The sequence below is a fragment of the Pseudomonas koreensis genome, from assembly GCF_024169245.1.
GTDB classification, from domain to species: Bacteria; Pseudomonadota; Gammaproteobacteria; order Pseudomonadales; family Pseudomonadaceae; genus Aquipseudomonas; species Aquipseudomonas koreensis_F.
Genome location: NZ_JALJWP010000001.1, coordinates 3,965,239 through 3,987,150 on the forward strand (window position 1 = coordinate 3,965,239; position 21,912 = coordinate 3,987,150).

The following is a 21,912-nucleotide window of genomic DNA, read 5'->3' on the forward strand; positions in this document are numbered from 1 at the left end:
CTGCGATCTTTTGCTTTTCAAGGGCGAATCTAAGGTTATGCTCAAACAATATTTCTCAACCTTGTCATAACAACTCTAAGATCACGTCATAACTCGTTATAACAAGTGATCCCGTGATGACCGATAACGTTCTCTCCCTTGGCAGCGTCCCGCTGCACACCCAACTGCGCGACGTACTCCGTGCGCGGATTCTCGATGGCGAATATCCGCAAGACAGTCAGATGCCTTCCGAAAGCGAGCTTGGCGCGCTGTTCAAAGTCAGTCGCATCACCGTGCGCCAGGCGCTGGGTGATCTGCAAAAGGAAGGGCTGATCTTCAAGATCCATGGCAAGGGCACCTTCGTCGCCAAGCCGAAAACCTTTCAAAACGTCAGCAGCCTGCAAGGTCTCGCCGAGTCGATGACCGGGCGCGGCTATGAAGTGATCAACCGCCTGCGCAGCTTCAAATTCATCGCGGCTGACAAGCGCGTCGCCGAGCGTCTGCAGGTGGCTGAAGGCGAGATCGTCGCGCAGATCAAACGCATACGGCTGATCAACCGCGAGCCGATCTCGCAGGAAATCACCTACCTGCCCAAAGCCGTTGGCGAGCGGCTGGAGAAGGCCGATCTGGTCACTCGCGACATCTTTCTGATTCTCGAAAACGATTGCGGCATCGCCCTCGGTCACGCCGATCTGGCCATCGACGCGGTGCTGGCCGACAGCGACCTGACCCAGGCACTCAACGTCGAAGCCGGCTCGCCGATCATGCGCATCGAGCGCCTGACTCACAATGCTCAAGGCCAGCCACTGGACTTCGAACACCTTTATTACCGTGGCGATGCGTTCCAGTACCGCCTGCGGATCGACCGGCAGAAAGGGGAGCAGGCATGACCCGCAACGTTCTAGAACAGGAATACGACATCGTCGTGATTGGCGGTGGTACAGCCGGGCCGATGGCGGCGATCAAGGCCAAAGAGAAGAACCGCGATCTGCGCGTGTTGCTGGTGGACAAGGCCAACGTCAAACGCAGCGGCGCGATCAGCATGGGCATGGATGGGCTGAACAACGCGATCATCCCGGGGCATTCGACGCCGGAGCAGTACACCAAGGAAATCACCATCGCCAATGACGGCATCGTCAATCAGGCGGCGGTATATGCCTACGCCACGCACAGTTTCGAAACCATCGAGCAGCTCGACCGTTGGGGGGTGAAGTTCGAGAAGGACGAAACCGGCGACTACGCGGTGAAGAAGGTCCACCACATGGGCGCCTATGTGTTGCCGATGCCGGAAGGGCACGACATCAAGAAAGTTCTGTATCGGCAGTTGAAACGCGCACGGGTGAGCATCACCAATCGCTTGGTCTGCACGCGTTTGCTGACTGACGAGGAGGGCGCGGTCAACGGTGTGATGGGTTTCGACTGCCGCACCGCCGACTTCCATGTCATCAAGGCCAAAGCAGTGATTCTTGCCTGCGGAGCGGCCGGACGCCTCGGTCTGCCGTCGTCGGGCTACCTGATGGGCACTTACGAAAACCCGACCAATGCGGGGGACGGCTACGCGATGGCTTATCACGCCGGCGCCGAACTGGCCAATCTCGAGTGCTTCCAGATCAACCCGCTGATCAAGGATTACAACGGCCCGGCCTGCGCCTACGTCACCGGCCCGCTGGGTGGCTATACCGCCAACAACAAGGGCGAACGCTTCATCGAGTGCGACTACTGGAGCGGGCAGATGATGTGGGAATTCCACCAGGAACTGGAGAGCGGCAACGGCCCGGTGTTCCTCAAACTCAATCACCTGGCCGAGGAAACCATCCAGAACATCGAGGAAATCCTGCACAGCAACGAGCGCCCGAGTCGTGGCCAGTTCCACGCCAATCGCGGCACTGACTACCGCACGCAGATGGTCGAAATGCATATTTCGGAAATCGGTTTTTGCAGCGGCCACTCGGCGTCCGGCGTGTGGGTCAACGAGCGTGCCGAGACCTCGGTCAAGGGTCTGTACTCGGCCGGCGACATGGCTGCGGTGCCGCACAACTACATGCTTGGCGCGTTCACTTATGGCTGGTTCGCCGGCCACAACGCCGCAGATTTTGTCGCCGGCCGCGAGTTTTCCGCACTGGACGCCGAGCAGATCGAGAAGGAAAAAGCCCGGGTTTACGCACCGCTTCATCGCGCAGAAGGCCTGCCGCCGGCGCAGGTCGAGTACAAGCTGCGGCGCTTCGTCAACGACTACCTGCAACCGCCGAAAGTGACCAGGAAGATGCAGATTGGTCTGCAACGTTTCAGCGATATCGAGCGCGATCTCGAACAGATGAAGGCCAACAACGCTCACGAACTGATGCGCGCGATGGAAACCAGCGTGATCCGCGACTGCGCCGAAATGGCCGCCCGCGCCTCGTTGTTCCGCGCCGAAAGTCGCTGGGGCCTGTACCACTATCGCGTCGACCATCCGCAACGCAACGATGCCGAGTGGTTCTGCCATTGCCATCTGAAGAAGGGCGAGGACGGGCGCATGACCAGTTTCAAGAAAGCTGTCGAGCCTTACATCATCCCGCTCGATGCCGAGGAAATGCAGGCTTACGACCGCCTGCGGGTGGGCGCTTTCGCCGCTTGAGACATCATTTTTCAGAGAGTCCGAACCATGGCTTATCAAGCTCAGGAAATCTTCTTCCGCTCCAACGCCCCGGTCACCGTGGACGAGGACAAATGCATCGCCGAAAAAGGCTGCACCGTGTGTGTCGACGTCTGCCCGATGGACCTGCTGGCGATCAACCCGGCCACGCAAAAGGCCTACATGGCGTTCGATGAATGCTGGTACTGCATGCCGTGCGAGAAGGATTGCCCGACGGGGGCCGTCAAAGTCGAAATCCCTTATCTCCTGCGTTGAACACAACCCCTGTAGGAGTGAGCCTGCTCGCGATAGCGGTGGGTCAGAGGTAGATGTGTTGACTGACACACCGCTATCGCGAGCAGGCTCACTCCTACATTGGATTTGTGACAAGCCAAGCCATCCGGTGAACCCCGGACGCTGAATTGCAAAACACCCCTCGTTTCCCACCGCGCCCTGATCGCGGCGGAGACGAACTCCAAACCAATGATTCGAGGGGAAACACTCATGTTGCGTGCAGCACTTGCCGGTCTGGTACTGGCTTCGTTCACCTTGTCGGCCTCGGCCGAAACCATCCGCATCGCCATCGGCACCCAGGACACCACCATCAACTGCGCCGCCGGCGGGCTATTGATCCGGGAACTCGGTCTGCTCGAAAAATACCTGCCCCACGACGGCGCCTACAAAGACGCGAAGTACGACGTGCAATGGAAGAATTTCACCAGTGGCGCGCCGCTGACCAACGAGATGGTCGCCGGCAAACTCGACTTCGGCGCCATGGCTGATTTCCCCGGTGCGTTCAATGGTGTGGCGTTCGAAACGGCGGGCAAGCACAGCCTGTTCATCAGCGTGCTGTCGGGCAGCATCAAGGGCAGCGGCAACGGCATCGTCGTGCCGAGCGCCTCGGCCGTGCAGAGCCTGAGTGAACTCAAGGGCAAGACCATTTCCGTGCCATTCGCCTCGACGGCCCACGGCATGTTGCTGCGCGCCGTGGCAGAGCAGGGTTGGGATCCGCTCAAGGATGTCAACATCATCGCCCAGCCACCGGAAGTCGCCGGCTCCGCGCTGCAAGCCGGGAAGATCGATGCCCACGCCGATTTCGTGCCGTTCGCCGAACTGTTCCCGAGCCGTGGTTTCGCCCGCAAGATCTACGACGGCGCCCAGGCCAACGCGCCGACCTTCCATGGCGCGCTGGTGGACCAGGCCTATGCGAAGAAGTATCCGGAGATCGTCGTCGCCTACCTGCGCGCCAGCATCGAAGCCAACCAACTGCTCGCCGCCGAGCCGGAGAAGTACAGCGAGTTGATCGCCAAAGTCACCGGGGTCGATGCCGAGGTCAACTACCTGTTCCACGGCCCGCTCGGTGTGCAGACCCGCGACCTGAGCTGGAAACCTGAATATCGTCAGGCCGTCGGCACCGCCATCGACACGCTGAAGCTGCTGAAGAAAGCCGATCGCGGGCTTGATCTGCATACCTTCATCGACGACCAGTACATCCGCGCCGCTTTCAAGGCATCGAACCTCGATTACACCGCGCAACTGGCCGACTACGCGCAGACGCCGTTGCCGGGTGTGGATGCGGCGACGGGCAAGGCTATCACCGACGTCAGTCATGTCGCGGAGATCTGGGTGCGCGGTGAGGAAAAAGTCCGTCGTTACGGCTCGGCTGAATCGGCGTTCACCGCCCTGGCGGCGTTGAAGCAGGAGGGCAAGAACATTCGTGCGGTGTATGCGCAGGCCAGTGACAGCGGGATCAAGTTGCTCGCTGAACAGGCCTGGTTTGCCAGTGATGCCAAGGGCCGCCTCAGCGCATTTCTGCTCAAGGGCCAGGCCCAGCAATACGCTGCGGCGCAGGGTGGCAAGGTGTTCGATTTCAGCGATGACACTGCGCAAGCCGTTGCCGCGCGCTGAAGATCAAAAGCCCCTCACCCTAACCCTCTCCCGGAGGGAGAGGGGACTGACCGGGTTGTTTGTGGGAGATACGCCGACGTGAAATATCGAGTCGAACTCAGGTTTTGAAAAGCACGCAGGTCGGCTCCCTTTACCCCTCGCCCCCTTTGGGGGAGAGGGCTGGGGTGAGGGGGTAGATCTCAGCCATCACACAGAAAACGAACTGGAAACCCGCTCCATGAAAACACCGTTGCGCTGGACATCAAGAGCTGCCTCACCGTTGCGCTGGACATCAAGAGCTGCCTCACTGCTGCTCTGCCTGCTCTTCTGGCAACTCGCCGCCAGTCATCACTGGAACCTCGGCCTGGTGACCTTCGCCAACGTGCCGACGCCACTGGCGGTGATCGAAGCCGCACTGGGACTGGGCGACTCCGGCAAACTCTGGCAGCACTTGAGCAGCAGTCTCGGTCGCGTCTTTGCCGGCTACCTCGCCGCATTGCTGATCGGCATCGCTCTGGGTCTGGCCATCGGCCGTTCGAAATGGGCCGAAGACATCCTGCTGCCGCCACTGGAAGTCCTCCGCCCGATCCCCGCCGTGGCCTGGATTCCGCTGGCGATCCTGATGTTTCCGTCCTCGGAGTTGTCGATGGTCTTCATCACTTTCACCGGCGCGCTGTTCCCGATCCTGCTCAACACCGTGCACGGCGTCGAAGGCGTCGATCCGCGCCTCATCGCCTCGGCGAAAAGCCTCGGGGCCGGGCGCCGGGCGATTCTGCTGGAGGTGATTCTGCCGGGCGCTGCGCCGAGCATCATCACTGGCCTGGCGATCGGCATGGGCACTTCGTGGTTCTGTCTGGTAACGGCGGAAATGATCTCCGGGCAGTTTGGTATCGGTTATTACACCTGGGAGTCTTACACCATTCAGAACTACGCCGACATTGTTGTCGGCATGCTCCTGATCGGCGTGCTGGGCATGGGCAGCAGTTGGCTGATCAAACGCCTGGGCGGCTTGTTCACGCCCTGGCATCGACCGCGAGGCAAAGCCTGATGAGCGTCATGCAAACCCCGGAAGGGCGGATCGACATCCGCCAGTTGTCCATCGTCCTCGGCCAGGGCCGCGAAGCCTTCGAGGCGGTGCAGGGCCTCGACTGCCACATCGAACCCGGCCAGTTCGTGTGCATTCTCGGCCCGTCCGGTTGCGGCAAGTCGACCTTGCTCGGCGCCCTGGCCGGCCACTTGAACGCCAGTACCGGCAGCCTGAAAGTCGACGGCAGCGAAGTGGCCGGCCCGTCACCGCAGCGCGGCATGGTGTTCCAGCATCACACGCTGTTTCCGTGGCGCACGGTGCGCGACAACGTCGCCTTCGGCCTGAAGATGCGCGGCGTCGGCAAGGCTGAGCGGCATCGCGCCGCTGACGACATTCTCAAGCTGGTTGGGCTCGAAGGCTTTGCCGAGCGCTGGCCCGATCAGCTCTCCGGAGGCATGCAACAACGGGTCGAGATCGCCCGGGTACTGGTCAATCGCCCGCGTCTGTTGCTGATGGACGAGCCGTTCGGTGCGCTGGATGCGCTGACCCGTCTGAACATGCAGGAATTGCTGCTGGACATCTGGACGCGCATCCGCACCACCGTGGTCTTCGTTACCCACGACATCGACGAGGCGCTGTTTCTTGCCGATCGCTTGCTGGTGATGAGCGCGCGACCGGGGCGGATTATCGAAGACTTGCGTCTGGAATTTCCACGCCCGCGCACCAGTGAACTGGTGACCAGCCCCGAGTTCGCCCGCCTCAAACGCCACTGCCTCGACCTGCTGCGCCACGACAACGACCGACCGCTGCCGCGCCTCAATCCGCTCGGCCTGCCTCCTGAAAACCCTTTGCCGCGATTTGCCCTATGACCTCTATTTTTGCTGTGACCGACAACGAAGACATCCTCGCCCTGCAACCGCGCCTGACGGCCGAAGACGCCGGCGTGCGGCGCATTGCCCTGATTGATCTGGCCGATCTCGAAGAACCGGATGGCTTGCTCTGGCTGGTCGATCGACTACGACAGGACCCCGCCGAGGATGTTCGGGCAGAAGCTGCGCGATTGCTTGAAGCGTGGGAAGACGAAGCGGTCGTGCAAGCCTTGTGCGAAGCGCTGACGGATCCGTCGTCCGCCGTACAGTCGTCGGCCGCGCAGAGTCTGAGCCTGCTCAAGACTGCAGCGGCGGGGCGAGTGATTCTGCCGTGGAGCGCCCATGCCGAGGTCAGTGTGCGTATCGCTGCATTTCGGGCGTTACGCGAATTGCGCTTCGCCGAGGCCGCGCCGGCTGCCCTCGCAGCGTTGGGTGATGCCGATGCCAATGTCCGTCGCGAAGCGGTGGGCGTGCTCGGCTGGCTCAAACAGCTCGACGCGCTGCCAGCCCTGGCGCGACTGGCCAGCGACGACCCGGACACCGAAGTGCGCCGCGCCGCCACCGGTGCGCTCGGTCTGGCCAGCGGCGCCGAAGTGCTGCCGGCGCTGCGCCAGGCCTTGCACGACCATGCCTGGCAAGTGCGCGAAGAAGCTGCGACCACGCTGGGCAAGGTCGGCCACATTGACGCCGGCCCGGCTTTGGTCGAAGCGCTGAGCGATGATTACTGGCAAGTGCGCCTGCGCGCCACCCGCAGCCTCGGCCGCCTGCGCTTCGTCCCGGCGCTGGATGCGCTGATCGACACCCTCGGCCACCGCATCAGCAACCTGCGCAAGGAAGCTGCGCTGGCCCTTGGTGAATTGAACGATCGTGGCGCCGTGGCCGCGTTGCAGGCAGCGCAGGACGACGGCGACCCGGAAGTGCGCAAAGCCGTGCGCATTGCCTTGAGTCAGTTGCAATGAACCCGCTGTCGGTGGGCAACTCGCAGAGTGCGCGCACGCTACGCCTGAGTTGGCCGGACGGGCGCGAATCGCTGCTCAAGCATGCCGATCTGCGTCGGCAATGCCCGTGCTCGCAATGCCGCGCGTTTCGCCTGCGCGGCGTCACGCCGCTGGTTGATGATCGCGTACGCCTGCTCGAACTCCACCCGCAGGGGTATGGCGTGCAACTGGTGTTCAGCGATGGGCATCAACGCGGGATTTACCCGTGGGAGTATCTGGCACAGCTTGATTCTTCGCCTCTCCCATTTTTACAGAGACATGAGGATTCTGTAGGAGCTGACGAGTGAAACGAGGCTGCGATCTTTTGACTTTGACTTTTAAAAGCAAGATCAAAAGATCGCAGCCTTCGGCAGCTCCTACGCCGACTGGCGGTTCTTGTCAGGAAATTCCTACAGGAGTACAAATGTACTCCATGACAAACCTGACTCCCCGCCGTACCGCCATCCTGACTTTTATCCGCGATCGCATCGCCGAGCACGGTCAGCCCCCAAGCCTCGCTGAAATCAGCGAGGCGTTTGGTTTTGCCTCGCGCAGCGTGGCGCGCAAGCATGTGCTGGCGCTCACCGAAGCCGGTTTCATCGAGGTCAACCCGCATCAGGCCCGGGGCATTCGCCTGGTGGGGCAACCACCGCGTCCGGAGCTGCTTGAGATCCCTGTGCTCGGTCGCGTGGCCGCCGGTGCGCCGATCGGCGCCGATGCCGACATCCATAACCGCCTGCTGCTCGACCCGGCGCTGTTTTCCCGCACCCCGGATTACATGCTGCGGGTGCAGGGCGACTCGATGATCGAAGACGGCATCCTTGATGGCGATCTGGTCGGGGTGCGGCGCAATCCCGAGGCGCTCAACGGCCAGATCGTCGTTGCGCGCCTGGACGGTGAGGTGACCATCAAGCGCTTCGAGCGGGTCGGTGCAGAAGTGCGCCTGCTGCCGCGTAACCCGGCGTATCAGCCGATTGTCGTGCGTGATGATCAGGATCTGGCCATCGAAGGCGTGTTCTGTGGTCTGGTGAGGCAAGGCTGATGGGCGCCGTCGTTGCGTTGGATACGCTGTTCAATGGTGGCCAGGTCTGGCGCGGCCGGCCTGCGCCACCGGCGGCGAGCCCGCAGCCGACCGGGCTCGCGGCACTGGACGCGGCCCTGCCCAGCGGCGGCTGGCCGGAAGCGGCGCTGAGCGAAATCCTCTTGGCCGGCCCCGGTGTCGGTGAACTGCAACTGGTCTGGCCGACCTTGGCACGGTTGTCGGCGGCGGGCGAACGCATCGTGCTGGTGGCACCGCCATTTGTGCCGTATCCGCAGGCCTGGGCCAATGCCGGGGTCGATCTGCGCCAGTTGTCAGTGATTCAGGCCTGCGAACGCGATGCCTTATGGGCGGCGGAGCAGTGCTTGCGCTCGGGCAGTTGCGGCGCAGTGCTGTGCTGGCCGAACAAGGCCGATGACCGTGCGTTGCGGCGTTTGCAGGTAGCGGCGGAAACCGGCCAGACCCTGGCCTTTGCCTGGCGCCCGTTGAGCGAAGCGGTCAACCCGTCACCGGCAGCGTTACGGATTGCCATCGATGCCAGACCGGCGCAGCTACGCGTGCTCAAGTGCCGTGGCGGGCTGTCGGGTGCGGCGCCGATTGCCTTTGCCATGGGGCACTGATCGTCATGCGCTGGGTATGTATTCTGTTTCCGCAATTGGCCCTCGACGCCGTGCTGCGTCAGCGGCCCGACCCTGAAGAGCCGCTGGTGCTGCTCAGCGGCCCGGCCCAGCGCCGGGTGCTGCAAGCGGTGAATCCGGCGGCGCGCAAACTCGGTCTGCGTCCGGGCATGTCGATGACCGCTGCGCAAGCCATGAGCAAAGGCTTTGCCACCGCCGATTACGAGGTGGCAGAGGTCGAGCACTGGCAGCAGTTTCTGGCGGCGTGGGCCTATCGGTTCAGTGCCCAGGTCAGCGTGCATTATCCGCGCACCGTGGTGTTCGAGATCGAATCAAGCCTCGGTCTGTTCGGTACCTGGCCGCAATTCGAAGCTCGCCTGCGCCAGGAATTGCAAGACCTGGGTTTTCGCCACCGCATCGTCGCCGCGCCGAACCCGGTGGCGGCGCGGGTGCTGGCCAACGCCTACGATGGCCTGGTGGTGCCGGACGGCGAAGCCTTGCAGCATCACCTCGGGCAATTGCCGGTCGACCGTGTCGGCCTGGAACCCAATGTCGCTACGGCGTTGTCGCGCATGGGCCTGCGCAATCTCAGTCAGGTGCAAAGCCTGCCACGCCAGGCACTGGCCCGGCGCTTCGAGGCGCAGATGCTCAAACACCTCGACACGCTGTTCGGCGCACGCCCTCTGGCGCTGGCGTTCTATCTGCCGCCAGACCGCTTCGATATCCGCATCGAACTGAATTTCGACGTGCAATCCCATCAGGCCTTGCTGTTCCCGTTACGACGCCTGACCGGCGATTTGTCGGCGTTCCTCTGCGGGCGCGACAGCGGTGTGCAGCGCTTCGATCTGCATCTGGAACACGCCGGGCTGGCGGACACGGTGATCAAGGTCGGCCTGCTCAGTGCCGAGCGTGATGCGGCGATGCTTTTTGAATTGGCCCGTGGGCGCCTTGAGCAAGTACAGGTCGAGGCGCCGGTGCGTGGTTTTCGCTTGCGCGCCGAAGACCTGCCGAGTTTTGTTCCGCAGTATCAGGAACTGTTCGACGACCGCCCGCAGCAGACCTTGCCCTGGGAACAATTGCGCGAACGCCTGCGCGCACGGCTGGGCGATGACGCGGTGCAGGGGTTACGTTTTCAGGCCGATCACCGCCCAGAATGTGCATGGCAGAGTGGGGTCGACAAACAGCCTTGTATGGGGTTGCCCAGTGTCCAGCGACCGGGCTGGCTGCTCAACGAAGCACAAAGCGTGGCGGAAGGTTCGGCGCGGATTCTCATGGGACCGGAGCGTATCGAATCCGGTTGGTGGGACGGTGGCGACGTACGGCGTGATTACTACCTGATCCAGAACCGCGCCGGTCAGCAGGGCTGGGCCTGGCGCGCAGTAGGTGAGGGCGGTCCGTTGTGGCTGCAGGGCTGGTTCGCATGAACGCGAGATATGCCGAACTGCATTGCCTGTCGAACTTCAGCTTCCAGCGTGGGGCTTCCAGCGCCCTTGAGCTGTTTCAGCGGGCGAAAAAGCACGGTTATCAGGCGCTGGCGATCACCGATGAATGCACCCTGGCGGGGATCGTTCGTGCCTGGCAAGCGGCGAAGTCTGTGGAGTTGCCGCTGATCATCGGCAGCGAAATTCGCATCGACAACGGCCTGAAACTGGTGCTGCTGGTGGAAAACCTTGCCGGCTATCAGGCCCTGTGCGGCTTGATCACTCAGGCTCGGCGGCGTACGCAAAAAGGCCAGTATCAGGTGCTGCGCGAAGACTTCGCCGAAGCGCTGCCGGGTTTGCTGGTGCTATGGGTGCCGGATTCAGTGGATGATCGCGAAGAGGGGCGCTGGCTGAAACAGACCTTCGGCGAACGTCTGTGGCTGGCGGTTCAGCTGCATCGCGGGCAGAACGATCAGCAGCGGTTGACGGCATTGTTGGCTCTGGCGGCTGAGCTGCAGATTCCAGCGCTGGCCAGCGGCGATGTGCACATGCACGCCCGAGGCCGCCGTGCCTTGCAGGACACCATGACCGCGATCCGTCATCACGTCCCCGTGGCTGAAGCGGGTCTGCGCCTGCACCCCAATGGCGAGCGGCATTTGCGCTGCCTCGATGAGTTGCGCGAACTGTACCCGCCGACCTTGCTTGAGGAAACGGTCAAACTGGCCCGACGCTGCACCTTCGATCTGAGCGAACTGCGCTATCAATATCCGAAAGAGCTGGTGCCCGAGGGCCACAGCGCCAGTTCCTGGTTGCGGCACCTGACCAAGCAAGGCATCGCCTGGCGCTGGGAAAAAGGCGCGCCCTTCAAAGTGCTCAGACAGATCAATAAAGAACTGAAGCTGATCGCCGAACTCGGTTACGAAAGCTACTTCCTCACCGTGCACGACGTGGTGCGCTTCGCCCGCACGCAGAAAATCCTCTGTCAGGGCCGCGGTTCGGCCGCCAATTCGGCGGTCTGTTTTGCCCTGGGCATCACCGAGATCGATCCGGATCGCACCACGCTGCTGTTCGAGCGCTTCATGTCCAAGGAACGCAACGAGCCGCCGGACATTGATGTCGATTTCGAGCACGAGCGCCGCGAAGAAGTCCTGCAATACGTGTTCAACCGTTACGGCCGGCGGCGTGCGGCGCTGACGGCGGTGGTCAGCACCTATCACGCCACCGGTGCCGTGCGCGATGTGGCCAAGGCCCTCGGCCTGCCGCCGGATCAGATCAATGCGCTGGCCGATTGCTGCGGCCGCTGGAGTGATGAAACGCCGCCGCTGGAGCGCTTGCGGGAGGGTGGTTTCGACCCGGACAGTCCGGTGCTGCGCCGGGTGTTGAGCCTGACCGGGCAACTGATCGGCTTCCCCCGGCACCTGTCGCAGCACCCTGGCGGTTTCGTGATTTCCGAGCAGCCGCTGGACACCCTGGTGCCGGTCGAAAACGCGGCGATGGTCGACCGTACGATCATTCAATGGGACAAGGACGACCTCGATGCGGTCGGCCTGCTCAAGGTGGATATCCTCGCCTTGGGCATGCTCAGTGCAATTCGCCGCTGCTTCGACCTGTTGCGCCGGCATCGCGAGCTGGATTTGACGCTCGCGACGATCCCGCCCGAAGACAAACCAACCTACGCAATGATCAGCCGCGCCGATACCGTCGGCGTGTTTCAGATCGAGTCGCGCGCGCAGATGTCGATGCTGCCGCGCCTGAAACCGCAGACGTTCTACGATCTGGTGATCGAAGTGGCGATCGTCCGGCCGGGGCCGATTCAGGGCGGCATGGTGCATCCGTATCTGCGCCGGCGTAATAACGAAGAGGCGGAAACCTACCCGTCACCGGCGCTCGAAGTCGTGCTGAAAAGAACCCTGGGCGTGCCGCTGTTCCAGGAGCAAGTCATGCAGATCGCTATCGTCGCCGCCGACTACAGCCCCGGCGAGGCTGATCAGTTGCGCCGTTCCATGGCCGCATGGAAACGCCATGGCGGACTGGAACCGCACAAGGAACGTCTCGCCGCCGGGATGAAGAAGAATGGCTATACCGAAGAGTTTGCTGCTCAGATTTTCGAGCAGATCAAGGGATTCGGCAGTTACGGCTTTCCCGAATCCCACGCCGCCAGTTTCGCTTTGCTGACCTACGCCAGTTGCTGGCTGAAATGTCACGAGCCGGCGGCGTTCGCCTGTGCGCTGATCAACAGTTGGCCGATGGGGTTCTACAGTCCCGACCAGATTCTGCAGGACGCACGCCGGCACCAACTGCAGATCCGCCCGGTGGACGTGCGGGCCAGCGATTGGGATTGCAGCCTCGAACCGCTGAGTGCCGGACAACCGGCGATTCGCATGGGCCTGCGCATGATCAAAGGCTTTCGCGAAGAAGACGCCCGACGCATCGAAGTTGCGCGCCGCCACGGAACGTTTGCCGATGTCGCTGATCTGGGCGAGCGGGCGTCCCTGGACAGCCGTGCGCAGGCGTTATTAGCGGACTCCGGCGCCTTGCGCGGTCTGGCCGGGCACCGCCATCGTGCGCGCTGGGAAGTGGCGGGGGTGCAGAAACAACTTGGCCTGTTCGCCGGCCTGCCCAATGAAGAAGAAGTCAAAATCGTCCTGCCAAAACCCAGCGTCGGCGAAGATGTGCATGCCGATTACGCGACGGTGGGCACCACATTGGGGCCGCACCCGCTGGCGTTGTTGCGTGGCGAATTGCAGGCGCGGCGTTGCCGCAGTTCGCGGGAATTGCTGGATATTGAACATGGTCGGCCGGTGAGCGTGGCCGGGCTGGTCACCGGACGGCAACGCCCCGGCACGGCCAGCGGCGTGACGTTCGTGACCCTGGAAGATGAGTTCGGCAACGTCAACGTGGTGGTCTGGCGTGATCTGGCCGAGCGCCAGCGACAAGTGCTGGTCGGCTCGCAATTGCTCAAGGTCGACGGCCGCTGGGAGCGCGAAGGCGAGGTACGCCATCTGATCGCCGGACGCATGAGCGACCTGAGCCCGCTGCTCAACGGCATTCACGTGCAGAGCCGGGATTTTCACTGATTCCTTCCTCAGCCAAACCTCTGTAGGAGTGAGCCTGCTCGCGATTGCGGTGTGTCAGACAGCATCAATATAAACGCACACCGCTATCGCGAGCAGGCTCACTCCTACAAGGTTTTGCGCAGGTTCAATCCAGCCAGTTAATTGGCGTCAAAAAAGCCTGTCGCGAATGATGGCACTTTGTCATAATGCCGCCCCTTTTCAGCTCCCGAGCGCCTTGCCGTGCCGGGACACCCCCGTTTTTCAAAAGGAATACTCAGTGAGAATGATCTCCCGAATGCTGGTCTCAGGCGTTGCGATTGCCGTGCTTGGTACCCTTGTCACGACACTGGCCGGTTGCGCCACCGAAAGCTCCCGCGCGCTGCCGGTGGCCAAGGTTGAAAGCGCCACTCAGGTCTGGACCGGCGTTCGTGTGCCAATGGCCGTGGGCAAGTTCGACAACCGCTCCAGCTACATGCGCGGGATCTTCTCCGATGGCGTCGATCGTCTCGGCGGCCAGGCCAAGACCATCCTCATCACCCACTTGCAGCAGACCAACCGTTTCAGCGTGCTGGATCGCGACAACATGGGCGAGATCCAGCAGGAAGCCGCGATCAAGGGCCAGGCCCAGCGTCTGAAAGGTGCTGATTATGTGGTCACCGGTGACGTCACCGAATTCGGCCGCAAAGAGACCGGCGATCACCAGTTGTTTGGCATTCTCGGCCGTGGCAAGACCCAGGTCGCCTACGCCAAGGTCAACCTGAACATCGTCAACATCAGCACTTCGGAAGTGGTGTATTCGACTCAGGGCGCCGGCGAATACGCCTTGTCCAACCGCGAAATCATCGGCTTTGGCGGCACCGCTGCCTACGATTCGACCCTCAACGGCAAAGTACTGGATCTGGCCATGCGCGAGGCGATCAATCGTCTGGTCGATGGCATGAACGCCGGTGCCTGGAAACCGGGCAACTGATCGACGCCCATTGCAAGGAGCTACAACCCATGAATCTGACTTTGTCGCGCTCGTTGATGGCGCTGACCCTGGCCGCCAGCGCTTTGCTGGCCGGTTGTGCCGGCCCGCAAACCCTTTACCAGTGGGAAGGCTACGAGCCTCAGGTGTACGAATACTTCAAAGGCGAAGAGCCGAAAGAAGCCCAGGCCGAAGCGCTGGAGCGTGACCTGCAGAAAATCCGTTCCACCGGCAAGTCCGTACCGCCGGGTTACCACGCGCACCTTGGCTTGCTCTATCTGAGCATGGGCAAGGACGATCAGATGGTGCAGCAGTTCAAGACCGAGAAAACCTTGTTCCCCGAGTCCGGCACATACATGGACTTCCTGCTCAAGAACGCCAAGACCGGAGTCGCGAAATGATCGCGCGTACCTTGAAGCTGCTCACCGCCGGTCTGGCCCTGACCGTACTGGCTGGCTGTGTCGCCCCCAAGACTGTGGATTACTCGGCCTATAAGCAGGCGCGACCGAAGACCATTCTGGTGCTGCCACCGCTGAACACCTCGCCGGATGTGAAGGCGTCCTACAGTCTGCTGTCGCAAGTGACGTTCCCGCTGGCCGAAGCCGGTTACTACGTGCTGCCAATCACCCTGGTGGACGAAACCTTCCGCCAGAACGGCCTGACAACCCCGGACGACATCCATCAGGCCCCGCCAGGCAAACTGAAGGAAATCTTCGGTGCGGACGCCGCGCTGTACATCACCGTGACCGAATACGGCACGCGTTACATGGTGATCAGCAGCGAAACTGCGGTGACCGCGACGGCGAAACTGGTCGACCTTAAAACCGGTACCGCGTTGTGGACCGGTACCGCGCGGGCGTCGAGCGAAGAGGGCGGCAACAACGGCGGTGGCGGTCTGATCGGCATGCTGATCACGGCGGCGGTGAAGCAAGTCATCAACAGCGCCACCGATGCCGGCTACCCGATTGCCGGTGTGGCGAGCAATCGTCTGCTCTCGGCCGGGCATCCGGCGGGCCTGCTGTACGGCCCGCGTTCGCCGAAGTACGGCACCGACTGAGAAAACACCATAAATCCCTGTGGGAGCGAGCCTGCTCGCGAAAGCGGTGTGTCATTCAACGGTGATGTTGACTGACAGAACGCTTTCGCGAGCAAGCTCGCTCCCACAAGGGAATGGGTTGTCTGTCGGTTTATCTGGCGCAAAGCCAAATCCGCTCGCTACTGCCCACGCTCGCAACGAGTGGGTCGGCAGGTAATCCAACACCTCGCCAAAACGACCTCCCGCAACTGACCGATGCTCAGCGCCATCACCCGCCGGTATGCAATATATAAATGCAATTTGGACATGCCCGGATTAATCTGCGTCTGCCACTCTTTTTCCATGGCCAGCCATTGCCAAGAGCTGGCTGCCCGATGCTGAAGGAGTGTTCGAATGCCCGAAAAGAAACTGGAAACCACGGTCGACCGCGTCTACCAAGGGGTGTACGCGGCGATCAGCAAGCGTTCGTTACGTCCCGGCATGAAGCTGGGTGAAGCTTCGTTGGCCGAGCTGTTCAATGTCAGTCGCACGTCAGTGCGCGCTGCGCTCAAGCAATTGGAGGCCGATGGCCTGGTGACCACCGAGCCCAACAAAGGTGCATCGGTGTCGCTGCCCAGTGACGAAGAGATCCGTTCGCTGTTCGAAACCCGGCGACTGATCGAGATCGGTATCGTTACCGAACTGTGCCGGCGCAAGGACACCGTTGCGCTGCAAAGTCTGCGCGAACACTTGTTGCTGGAAGATGCCGCCCATGCCGCCGGCGATCACGAACGCTTGATCCATCTGCTCGGCGAGTTCCACATCAAACTGGCGCGCAGCCTGAACAATCCGGTGCTGCTCGACTGGTTCCAGAAGCTGATCTCCCGCGCCTCGTTGTACGCCGCCGCGCTGGACGACGACAGTCACCAGGCCTGCCGCGATGATGAACACCTGCGTTTGCTCGAGTTCATCGAGGCGGGTAATCAGAGCGCCGCCATCGAGCTGACCTGCACGCACCTCAACGGCATCGAGAAGGCGATTCTCGACGTCGCTGCGAAAATGAAAACCGGTTACCACCCGCTCAAACACTTGATTGGCATCTGAATCGGTGCGCGTTGGAAATCGGCTATACCTCTAATGAAACCAATGCGCTCTCAGGCGCTCGAAACACACGGGCGTCGCGTCGCTCAAGCGTGCGATTGATCGGAAAACCGCAAAAGGACACTGAGTCAGGCGATGCAGTTTTTATCCGAAAGCCACGGCTGTGATGGCTGGAAAGGCGAAATGGCCGAACGCATTCGTGCGTTCGACTGGAGCCATACCGAACTGGGTCCGCTTGCCGACTGGCCGGCCAGCCTGTGCAGCACCGTGCAACTGATGCTGGCTTCGCCGTTGCCGATGGTCATGCTGTGGGGCAACGCCGGTTACATGATCTACAACGACGCCTATTCCGAATTCGCTGGCGGGCGCCATCCTTACCTGCTCGGCGCCCCGGTAGAGCTGGGCTGGCCGGAAGTCGCCGACTTCAACCGTCACGTCGTTGACACCTGCCTGGCCGGCGGCACTTTGTCCTACCGCAACAAGGAGTTGGTGTTGTTGCGCGACGGCGTGCCGGAAGACGTCTGGATGGATTTGTATTACAGCCCGGTGGCCAACGATGAAGGGGTGCCCGGCGGCGTCATGGCGATGGTCGTCGAGACCACCGAGCTGGTGCATTCCGAACGCTTGCGCCAAGCAGCGGAGAATGCCTACCGCGCCGACAACGAACGCGTGCGTCTGGCTCTCAATGCCGGAGCGCTGCTTGGCTCATTTGTCTGGGATATAAAAAACAATCGGTTCTCCGCCGATGAGCGTTTCGCTCGTACCTTTTCCTACCCGGCGGATCAGGACCTGAGCGATCTGCAACAAGACATCGCCGAGTCGCGCATTCATCCCGATGATCTGCCATGGGTTCAGGAGCGGGTCACCCACGCCATGCGCACCGGCGAACCGTACAACGCCGAATACCGCGTACAGCGTGCCGACGGCCAATATTTGTGGGTGCTGGCCAGTGGTGCTTGCGAGTTTGATGAACAGGGCAAGCCGTTTCGTTTTCCCGGTGTACTGATCGACATTCATGAACGCAAGAATGCCGAAGAATCACTGCTCAAATTCACCCGTAACCTTGAACATCGCGTGGCCGCCGAAGTGGATGCGCGGCTGGCAGCTGAAGAGCAGTTGCGGCAATCGCAGAAGCTCGAAGCCATCGGTGGCCTGACCGGTGGTGTCGCCCATGACTTCAATAACTTGCTGCAAGTGATTGCCGGCAATCTGCATCTGCTCGCGCGGCATGAGCCGAACAATGCCAACGTGCAACGTCGGGTCAGCGCTTCGCTGGCGGCCGTGGAACGCGGTGCCAAATTGTCTTCGCAACTGCTGGCCTTTGCCCGTCGGCAACCGCTGTCACCGGCAGTGTGCAATCCGCAGCAGATTTTCGAAGGTGTCGGCGAATTGCTGCAACGGGCCTTGGGCGAAACCATTCAGATCGACGTGCAACTGCCGCCGCAGCCCTGGCACATCAACGTCGACCGCAATCAATTGGAAAACGCCATTCTCAATCTGGCGATCAACGCTCGCGATGCGATGAGAGGCGAGGGCGTTATTGGTCTCAACGCTGCCAATGTGCGCCTGGACAGTGAATTCTGTGCTGGCAAAGGCATCGTTGCCGGTGAGTATGTCCGCGTTGCGGTCAGCGATACCGGGGTGGGCATCGCTCCGCAGATGCTCGAGCAGGTCTTCGAGCCGTTCTTCACCACCAAGGCCGACGGACAGGGTACCGGCCTCGGTTTGAGTATGGTCTTCGGCTTTGTCAAACAGAGCGGCGGCCACGTCGAGATCGACAGCAAGCTAGGCGAAGGCACGCGAGTGCAGCTGTATTTCCCGCGCAGTCTGCGCCCGGTCCGCGAAGAATCGGTCAGTGTCGGCGAGCGCAAGGGCGGCGGCCACGAAACCATTCTTGTCGTGGAAGACAACGACGCAGTGCGCGCTTCGGCGGTGGAGTTGTTGCGTGAAGAAGGTTATCGGGTAATGACGGCCGGCAACGGCGATGTTGCCATGCAGATGTTGCTGGAAGGCATCGAGATCGACCTGATCTTCACCGATGTGGTCATGCCCGGCCTGATCAAGAGTTCGGATCTTGCCGCGTGGGCCAAAGTGCAGACGCCACCGGTGCCGGTGCTGTTCACCTCCGGCCACACCCGCGACATCATTTCTCGCGACCACCAGCTCAGTCCCGACACGCATTTGCTTGGCAAACCCTACAGTCCGCAAGCGTTGCTGCAGATGATTTGCGAGGTGCTCGGCACCTGAGGCCGAGCGCCGCAACGGTTTTTCAATAAAGGCAAGCCGATGACTTCCAAGCGCAATTCCAAAGCACCCGCCGGCATGGTTCGCGTGCGCGGCGCCCGCGAACACAACCTGAAGAACGTTGATGTCGACATTCCGCGCGATGCGCTGGTGGTGTTCACCGGCGTCTCGGGTTCGGGCAAATCCTCACTGGCATTTTCCACGCTGTATGCCGAGGCCCAGCGGCGCTATTTCGAATCGGTCGCGCCGTATGCACGGCGGCTGATCGATCAGGTTGGCGTGCCGGATGTCGATTCCATCGAAGGTTTGCCGCCCGCCGTCGCCCTGCAACAACAGCGGGGCACGCCGAGCGCGCGTTCCTCGGTGGGCAGCGTGACGACGCTGTCGAGCCTGATCCGCATGCTCTACTCGCGCGCCGGCAGTTATCCGCCCGGGCAGCCGATGCTGTATGCCGAAGACTTTTCACCGAACACGCCGCAGGGCGCCTGCCCGGAGTGTCACGGACTAGGCCGCGTCTACGAAGTGACCGAAGCGCTGATGGTGCCTGACCCGAACCTGACCATCCGCCAGCGTGCCGTGGCGTCCTGGCCGCTGGCGTGGCAAGGGCAGAACCTGCGCGACATCCTTGTGACGATGGGCATCGACGTCGATATTCCCTGGAAGAAACTGCCGAAAAAACAGCGCGACTGGATCCTCTTTACCGAAGAAACGCCAACGGTGCCGGTGTACGCCGGATTGACCCCGGAAGAAACCCGCGTCGCCCTCAAGCGCAAGATGGAACCGAGTTATCAAGGCACCTTCACCGGCGCCCGGCGCTACATCCTGCACACCTTCACTCATTCGCAAAGTGCGCTGATGAAGAAGCGCGTTTCGCAGTTCATGCGCGGCAGTCCCTGCCCGCTGTGCGAGGGCAAGCGGCTCAAGCGCGAGGCGTTGTCGGTGACCTTTGCCGGCTATGACATTGGCGAGCTTTCGCAAATGTCATTGCTGCAAGTGGCCGAAGTGCTGAGGCCGGTGGCGGCAACCAGTTATCTTGAACAGGCCGAGGAGAGCGGCGACACCCTCAGTCATGCGCAAACCCGCGAAGCCCGTCAGCAGCGGGTTGCCCATGGTGCCAGCGGCCATGCCAGCGCACCGGACGTGCGCCACACGCCGAACCTGTCGCTGGAAAAACGTCTGGCGGCGCAACGCATCGCTGAAGATCTGCTGGAGCGCGTCAGTACGCTTACCGATCTCGGCCTGGGTTATCTGGCGCTGGAGCGCAGTACGCCGACCTTGTCGTCTGGCGAGTTGCAGCGTTTGCGCCTGGCCACGCAATTGGGTTCGCAGCTGTTCGGGGTCATCTACGTACTGGATGAGCCGTCTGCCGGTCTGCATCCGGCGGATGGCGAGGCGCTGTTCGAGGCGTTGCAGCGGTTGAAGGCCGACGGCAATACGCTGTTCGTGGTTGAGCATGATGTCGAAACCATGCGCCGCGCCGACTGGCTGATCGATGTCGGTCCGGCAGCGGGCGAGAAGGGTGGGCGGGTGTTGTACAGCGGTCCGCCTGCGGGACTTGCTGATATTGCAGATTCGCAGACCCGCGCTTATCTCTTCGCCGAAAACCAGCGCCCTGAGCGCGCCGCGCGCAAGCCGAACGGGTGGTTGAAGCTGGCCGGCGTCACGCGCAACAACCTGAATAATCTCAGCGCCGAATTCCCCTTGGGCTGTTTTACCTCGGTGACCGGGGTGTCGGGCTCCGGCAAGTCGAGTCTGGTCAGTCAGGCGCTGCTGGAACTGGTTGGCGCGCAGTTGGGGCGTCCGGTGGCCGAGGCCGAGTCAGAAGAACCGAGCCTGGAAGATGACACGCCAACCCCCAGCACTGGCCAGATCACCGCCGGGCTGGAGTCGATCAAGCGGCTGGTGCAGGTTGATCAGAAACCCATCGGCCGCACACCGCGTTCGAATCTGGCGACCTATACCGGGCTGTTCGACAACGTGCGCAAACTGTTCGCCGCGACGCCCGAGGCGCAAGCAGCGGGCTACGACGCCGGGCAGTTTTCCTTCAACGTCGCCAAGGGCCGTTGCGCCACCTGTGAAGGTGAGGGTTTTGTCAGCGTTGAGTTGCTGTTCATGCCCAGCGTGTATGCGCCGTGCCCGACCTGTCATGGCGCGCGGTACAACCCCCAGACACTGGCGATTCTCTGGCAAGGCTTGAGCATCGCCCAGGTGCTGCAATTGACCGTCGACGAAGCGGTGTCAGTGTTTGCCGAACAGGCGGGGATTCGTCGATCGCTGGAGGTCTTGCGGGATATCGGCTTGGGTTATCTGCGCCTCGGGCAGCCGGCTACGGAGTTATCCGGCGGCGAGGCGCAGCGGATCAAACTGGCGACCGAGTTGCAGCGCAGTCAGCGTGGCGCGACCTTGTATGTGCTGGATGAACCGACTACGGGATTGCATCCGAGGGATGTCGATCGGTTGCTGGAGCAGTTCGATACGCTGGTGACGGCGGGGCACACGGTCATCGTGGTGGAGCACGAAATGCGTGTGGTTGCGCTGAGCGACTGGGTGATCGACATCGGCCCCGGCGCCGGTGATCAGGGCGGCAGGATTGTGGCCGCCGGCACACCGCAGAAAGTCGCAGCGAACAAGAAGAGCAAGACCGCGCCGTTTCTGGCCCGTGCTTTGACCCGGTGACGGCGTCGCCCCGGATGGCGCCATCGCTGGCAAGCCAGCTCCCACAAAATCAGCAGAATCACTGCAAATCCCGTGTGGGAGCGAGCCTGCTCGCGAAAGCAGAGTGTCAGTCGGCAGATGAACTGACTGGACGGGCGCCTTCGCGAGCGAGCTCGCTCCCACAGTGTTGATGGGTCAGCCAAGAAAGGTGGTCACACCCCGGATCCCTTGTAGGAGTGAGCCTGCTCGCGATAGCGGAATGTCAGTAACAGATGAGTTCACTGACCGGGCGCTATCGCGAGCAGGCTCACTCCCACAGTTTTGCAAGGTGTACCCAGAAAGGTGGTCACACCCCGGATCCCTTGTAGGAATGAGCTTGCTCGCGATAGCGGAGTGTCAGTAACAGATGAGTTCACTGACCGGACGCTATCGCGAGCAGGCTCA

At 61.9% G+C, this 21,912-nt stretch carries 18 protein-coding genes; all 18 read left to right on the forward strand.

The annotated features are described in order from the left end of the window. Positions 1 to 116: 116 nt before the first annotated feature. The 18 genes from J2Y90_RS17640 (at position 117) to J2Y90_RS17730 (ending at position 21,489) form a co-directional block, all read left to right on the forward strand. Positions 117 to 869, forward strand: a complete 753-nt coding sequence (locus J2Y90_RS17640; protein ID WP_253501150.1) for a GntR family transcriptional regulator — start codon at positions 117 to 119, stop codon at positions 867 to 869. Next, the gene (locus J2Y90_RS17645; protein WP_253501153.1) at positions 866 to 2,596 is read left to right on the forward strand and encodes a fumarate reductase/succinate dehydrogenase flavoprotein subunit; all 1,731 of its coding nucleotides are present in this window, start codon (positions 866 to 868) and stop codon (positions 2,594 to 2,596) included. Before J2Y90_RS17640 ends, J2Y90_RS17645 begins: the two co-directional genes overlap by 4 nt. 27 nt (positions 2,597 to 2,623) lie before the next feature. Beyond that, entirely contained in the window at positions 2,624 to 2,869 is a 246-nt protein-coding gene (locus tag J2Y90_RS17650) for a 4Fe-4S dicluster domain-containing protein (RefSeq protein ID WP_007959413.1), read from the forward strand. Positions 2,870 to 3,076: 207 nt separating this feature from the next. Then, positions 3,077 to 4,501 carry an ABC transporter substrate-binding protein gene (locus tag J2Y90_RS17655; RefSeq protein WP_253501156.1) on the forward strand — a complete coding sequence of 475 codons (1,425 nt, stop codon included), beginning with the start codon at positions 3,077 to 3,079 and terminating at the stop codon, positions 4,499 to 4,501. A gap of 217 nt (positions 4,502 to 4,718) precedes the next feature. Then, a complete protein-coding gene (locus J2Y90_RS17660) occupies positions 4,719 to 5,528 on the forward strand; it encodes an ABC transporter permease (RefSeq protein ID WP_253501159.1) in 810 nt (269 codons plus the stop codon). Then, positions 5,528 to 6,376 carry an ABC transporter ATP-binding protein gene (locus J2Y90_RS17665; protein ID WP_253501162.1) on the forward strand — a complete coding sequence of 283 codons (849 nt, stop codon included), beginning with the start codon at positions 5,528 to 5,530 and terminating at the stop codon, positions 6,374 to 6,376. The genes J2Y90_RS17660 and J2Y90_RS17665 overlap by 1 nt, the downstream gene beginning before the upstream one ends. Continuing rightward, positions 6,373 to 7,335 (forward strand): HEAT repeat domain-containing protein, encoded by a 963-nt coding sequence (locus tag J2Y90_RS17670; protein WP_253501165.1) that lies wholly within the window; start codon positions 6,373 to 6,375, stop codon positions 7,333 to 7,335. Before J2Y90_RS17665 ends, J2Y90_RS17670 begins: the two co-directional genes overlap by 4 nt. Then, the gene (locus tag J2Y90_RS17675) at positions 7,332 to 7,661 is read left to right on the forward strand and encodes a DUF971 domain-containing protein (protein WP_253501168.1); all 330 of its coding nucleotides are present in this window, start codon (positions 7,332 to 7,334) and stop codon (positions 7,659 to 7,661) included. The genes J2Y90_RS17670 and J2Y90_RS17675 overlap by 4 nt, the downstream gene beginning before the upstream one ends. Positions 7,662 to 7,777: 116 nt before the next feature. Then, positions 7,778 to 8,395 (forward strand): transcriptional repressor LexA, encoded by a 618-nt coding sequence (lexA, locus tag J2Y90_RS17680; protein ID WP_253501171.1) that lies wholly within the window; start codon positions 7,778 to 7,780, stop codon positions 8,393 to 8,395. Then, the gene (imuA, locus tag J2Y90_RS17685; protein ID WP_253501174.1) at positions 8,395 to 9,012 is read left to right on the forward strand and encodes a translesion DNA synthesis-associated protein ImuA; all 618 of its coding nucleotides are present in this window, start codon (positions 8,395 to 8,397) and stop codon (positions 9,010 to 9,012) included. The genes lexA and imuA overlap by 1 nt, the downstream gene beginning before the upstream one ends. A 5-nt stretch (positions 9,013 to 9,017) precedes the next feature. Next, positions 9,018 to 10,433 carry a Y-family DNA polymerase gene (locus J2Y90_RS17690; protein ID WP_253501177.1) on the forward strand — a complete coding sequence of 472 codons (1,416 nt, stop codon included), beginning with the start codon at positions 9,018 to 9,020 and terminating at the stop codon, positions 10,431 to 10,433. Next, on the forward strand, positions 10,430 to 13,507 hold the full coding sequence (locus J2Y90_RS17695; protein WP_253501180.1) for an error-prone DNA polymerase: 3,078 nt from the start codon (positions 10,430 to 10,432) through the stop codon (positions 13,505 to 13,507). Before J2Y90_RS17690 ends, J2Y90_RS17695 begins: the two co-directional genes overlap by 4 nt. 274 nt (positions 13,508 to 13,781) lie before the next feature. After that, on the forward strand, positions 13,782 to 14,456 hold the full coding sequence (locus J2Y90_RS17700) for a CsgG/HfaB family protein (protein WP_253505215.1): 675 nt from the start codon (positions 13,782 to 13,784) through the stop codon (positions 14,454 to 14,456). 29 nt (positions 14,457 to 14,485) lie between these two features. After that, positions 14,486 to 14,854, forward strand: a complete 369-nt coding sequence (locus tag J2Y90_RS17705; protein WP_253501183.1) for a DUF4810 domain-containing protein — start codon at positions 14,486 to 14,488, stop codon at positions 14,852 to 14,854. Next, positions 14,851 to 15,510 carry a DUF799 domain-containing protein gene (locus J2Y90_RS17710; protein ID WP_253501186.1) on the forward strand — a complete coding sequence of 220 codons (660 nt, stop codon included), beginning with the start codon at positions 14,851 to 14,853 and terminating at the stop codon, positions 15,508 to 15,510. Before J2Y90_RS17705 ends, J2Y90_RS17710 begins: the two co-directional genes overlap by 4 nt. A gap of 372 nt (positions 15,511 to 15,882) precedes the next feature. Then, a complete protein-coding gene (locus J2Y90_RS17720; RefSeq protein ID WP_253501189.1) occupies positions 15,883 to 16,572 on the forward strand; it encodes a GntR family transcriptional regulator in 690 nt (229 codons plus the stop codon). Between the two features lie 132 nt (positions 16,573 to 16,704). After that, positions 16,705 to 18,816, forward strand: coding sequence for an ATP-binding protein (locus J2Y90_RS17725; RefSeq protein WP_253501192.1), 2,112 nt, complete (start codon positions 16,705 to 16,707; stop codon positions 18,814 to 18,816). Between the two features lie 39 nt (positions 18,817 to 18,855). Continuing rightward, the gene (locus tag J2Y90_RS17730; protein WP_253501194.1) at positions 18,856 to 21,489 is read left to right on the forward strand and encodes an excinuclease ABC subunit UvrA; all 2,634 of its coding nucleotides are present in this window, start codon (positions 18,856 to 18,858) and stop codon (positions 21,487 to 21,489) included. Positions 21,490 to 21,912 lie beyond the last annotated feature (423 nt).

Bases quoted from the DNA above. Each gene is read 5' to 3' on its own strand.
- J2Y90_RS17655 (WP_253501156.1), top strand. From the start codon at position 3,077: ATGATTCGAGGGGAAACACTCATGTTGCGTGCAGCACTTGCCGGTCTG.
- lexA (WP_253501171.1), top strand. From the start codon at position 7,778: ATGTACTCCATGACAAACCTGACTCCCCGCCGTACCGCCATCCTGACT.
- imuA (WP_253501174.1), top strand. From the start codon at position 8,395: ATGGGCGCCGTCGTTGCGTTGGATACGCTGTTCAATGGTGGCCAGGTC.
- J2Y90_RS17725 (WP_253501192.1), top strand. From the start codon at position 16,705: ATGCAGTTTTTATCCGAAAGCCACGGCTGTGATGGCTGGAAAGGCGAA.
- J2Y90_RS17640 (WP_253501150.1), top strand. From the start codon at position 117: ATGACCGATAACGTTCTCTCCCTTGGCAGCGTCCCGCTGCACACCCAA.
- J2Y90_RS17650 (WP_007959413.1), top strand. From the start codon at position 2,624: ATGGCTTATCAAGCTCAGGAAATCTTCTTCCGCTCCAACGCCCCGGTC.
- J2Y90_RS17675 (WP_253501168.1), top strand. From the start codon at position 7,332: ATGAACCCGCTGTCGGTGGGCAACTCGCAGAGTGCGCGCACGCTACGC.
- J2Y90_RS17700 (WP_253505215.1), top strand. From the start codon at position 13,782: ATGCTGGTCTCAGGCGTTGCGATTGCCGTGCTTGGTACCCTTGTCACG.
- J2Y90_RS17645 (WP_253501153.1), top strand. From the start codon at position 866: ATGACCCGCAACGTTCTAGAACAGGAATACGACATCGTCGTGATTGGC.
- J2Y90_RS17730 (WP_253501194.1), top strand. From the start codon at position 18,856: ATGACTTCCAAGCGCAATTCCAAAGCACCCGCCGGCATGGTTCGCGTG.
- J2Y90_RS17665 (WP_253501162.1), top strand. From the start codon at position 5,528: ATGAGCGTCATGCAAACCCCGGAAGGGCGGATCGACATCCGCCAGTTG.
- J2Y90_RS17720 (WP_253501189.1), top strand. From the start codon at position 15,883: ATGCCCGAAAAGAAACTGGAAACCACGGTCGACCGCGTCTACCAAGGG.
- J2Y90_RS17705 (WP_253501183.1), top strand. From the start codon at position 14,486: ATGAATCTGACTTTGTCGCGCTCGTTGATGGCGCTGACCCTGGCCGCC.
- J2Y90_RS17670 (WP_253501165.1), top strand. From the start codon at position 6,373: ATGACCTCTATTTTTGCTGTGACCGACAACGAAGACATCCTCGCCCTG.
- J2Y90_RS17690 (WP_253501177.1), top strand. From the start codon at position 9,018: ATGCGCTGGGTATGTATTCTGTTTCCGCAATTGGCCCTCGACGCCGTG.
- J2Y90_RS17710 (WP_253501186.1), top strand. From the start codon at position 14,851: ATGATCGCGCGTACCTTGAAGCTGCTCACCGCCGGTCTGGCCCTGACC.
- J2Y90_RS17660 (WP_253501159.1), top strand. From the start codon at position 4,719: ATGAAAACACCGTTGCGCTGGACATCAAGAGCTGCCTCACCGTTGCGC.
- J2Y90_RS17695 (WP_253501180.1), top strand. From the start codon at position 10,430: ATGAACGCGAGATATGCCGAACTGCATTGCCTGTCGAACTTCAGCTTC.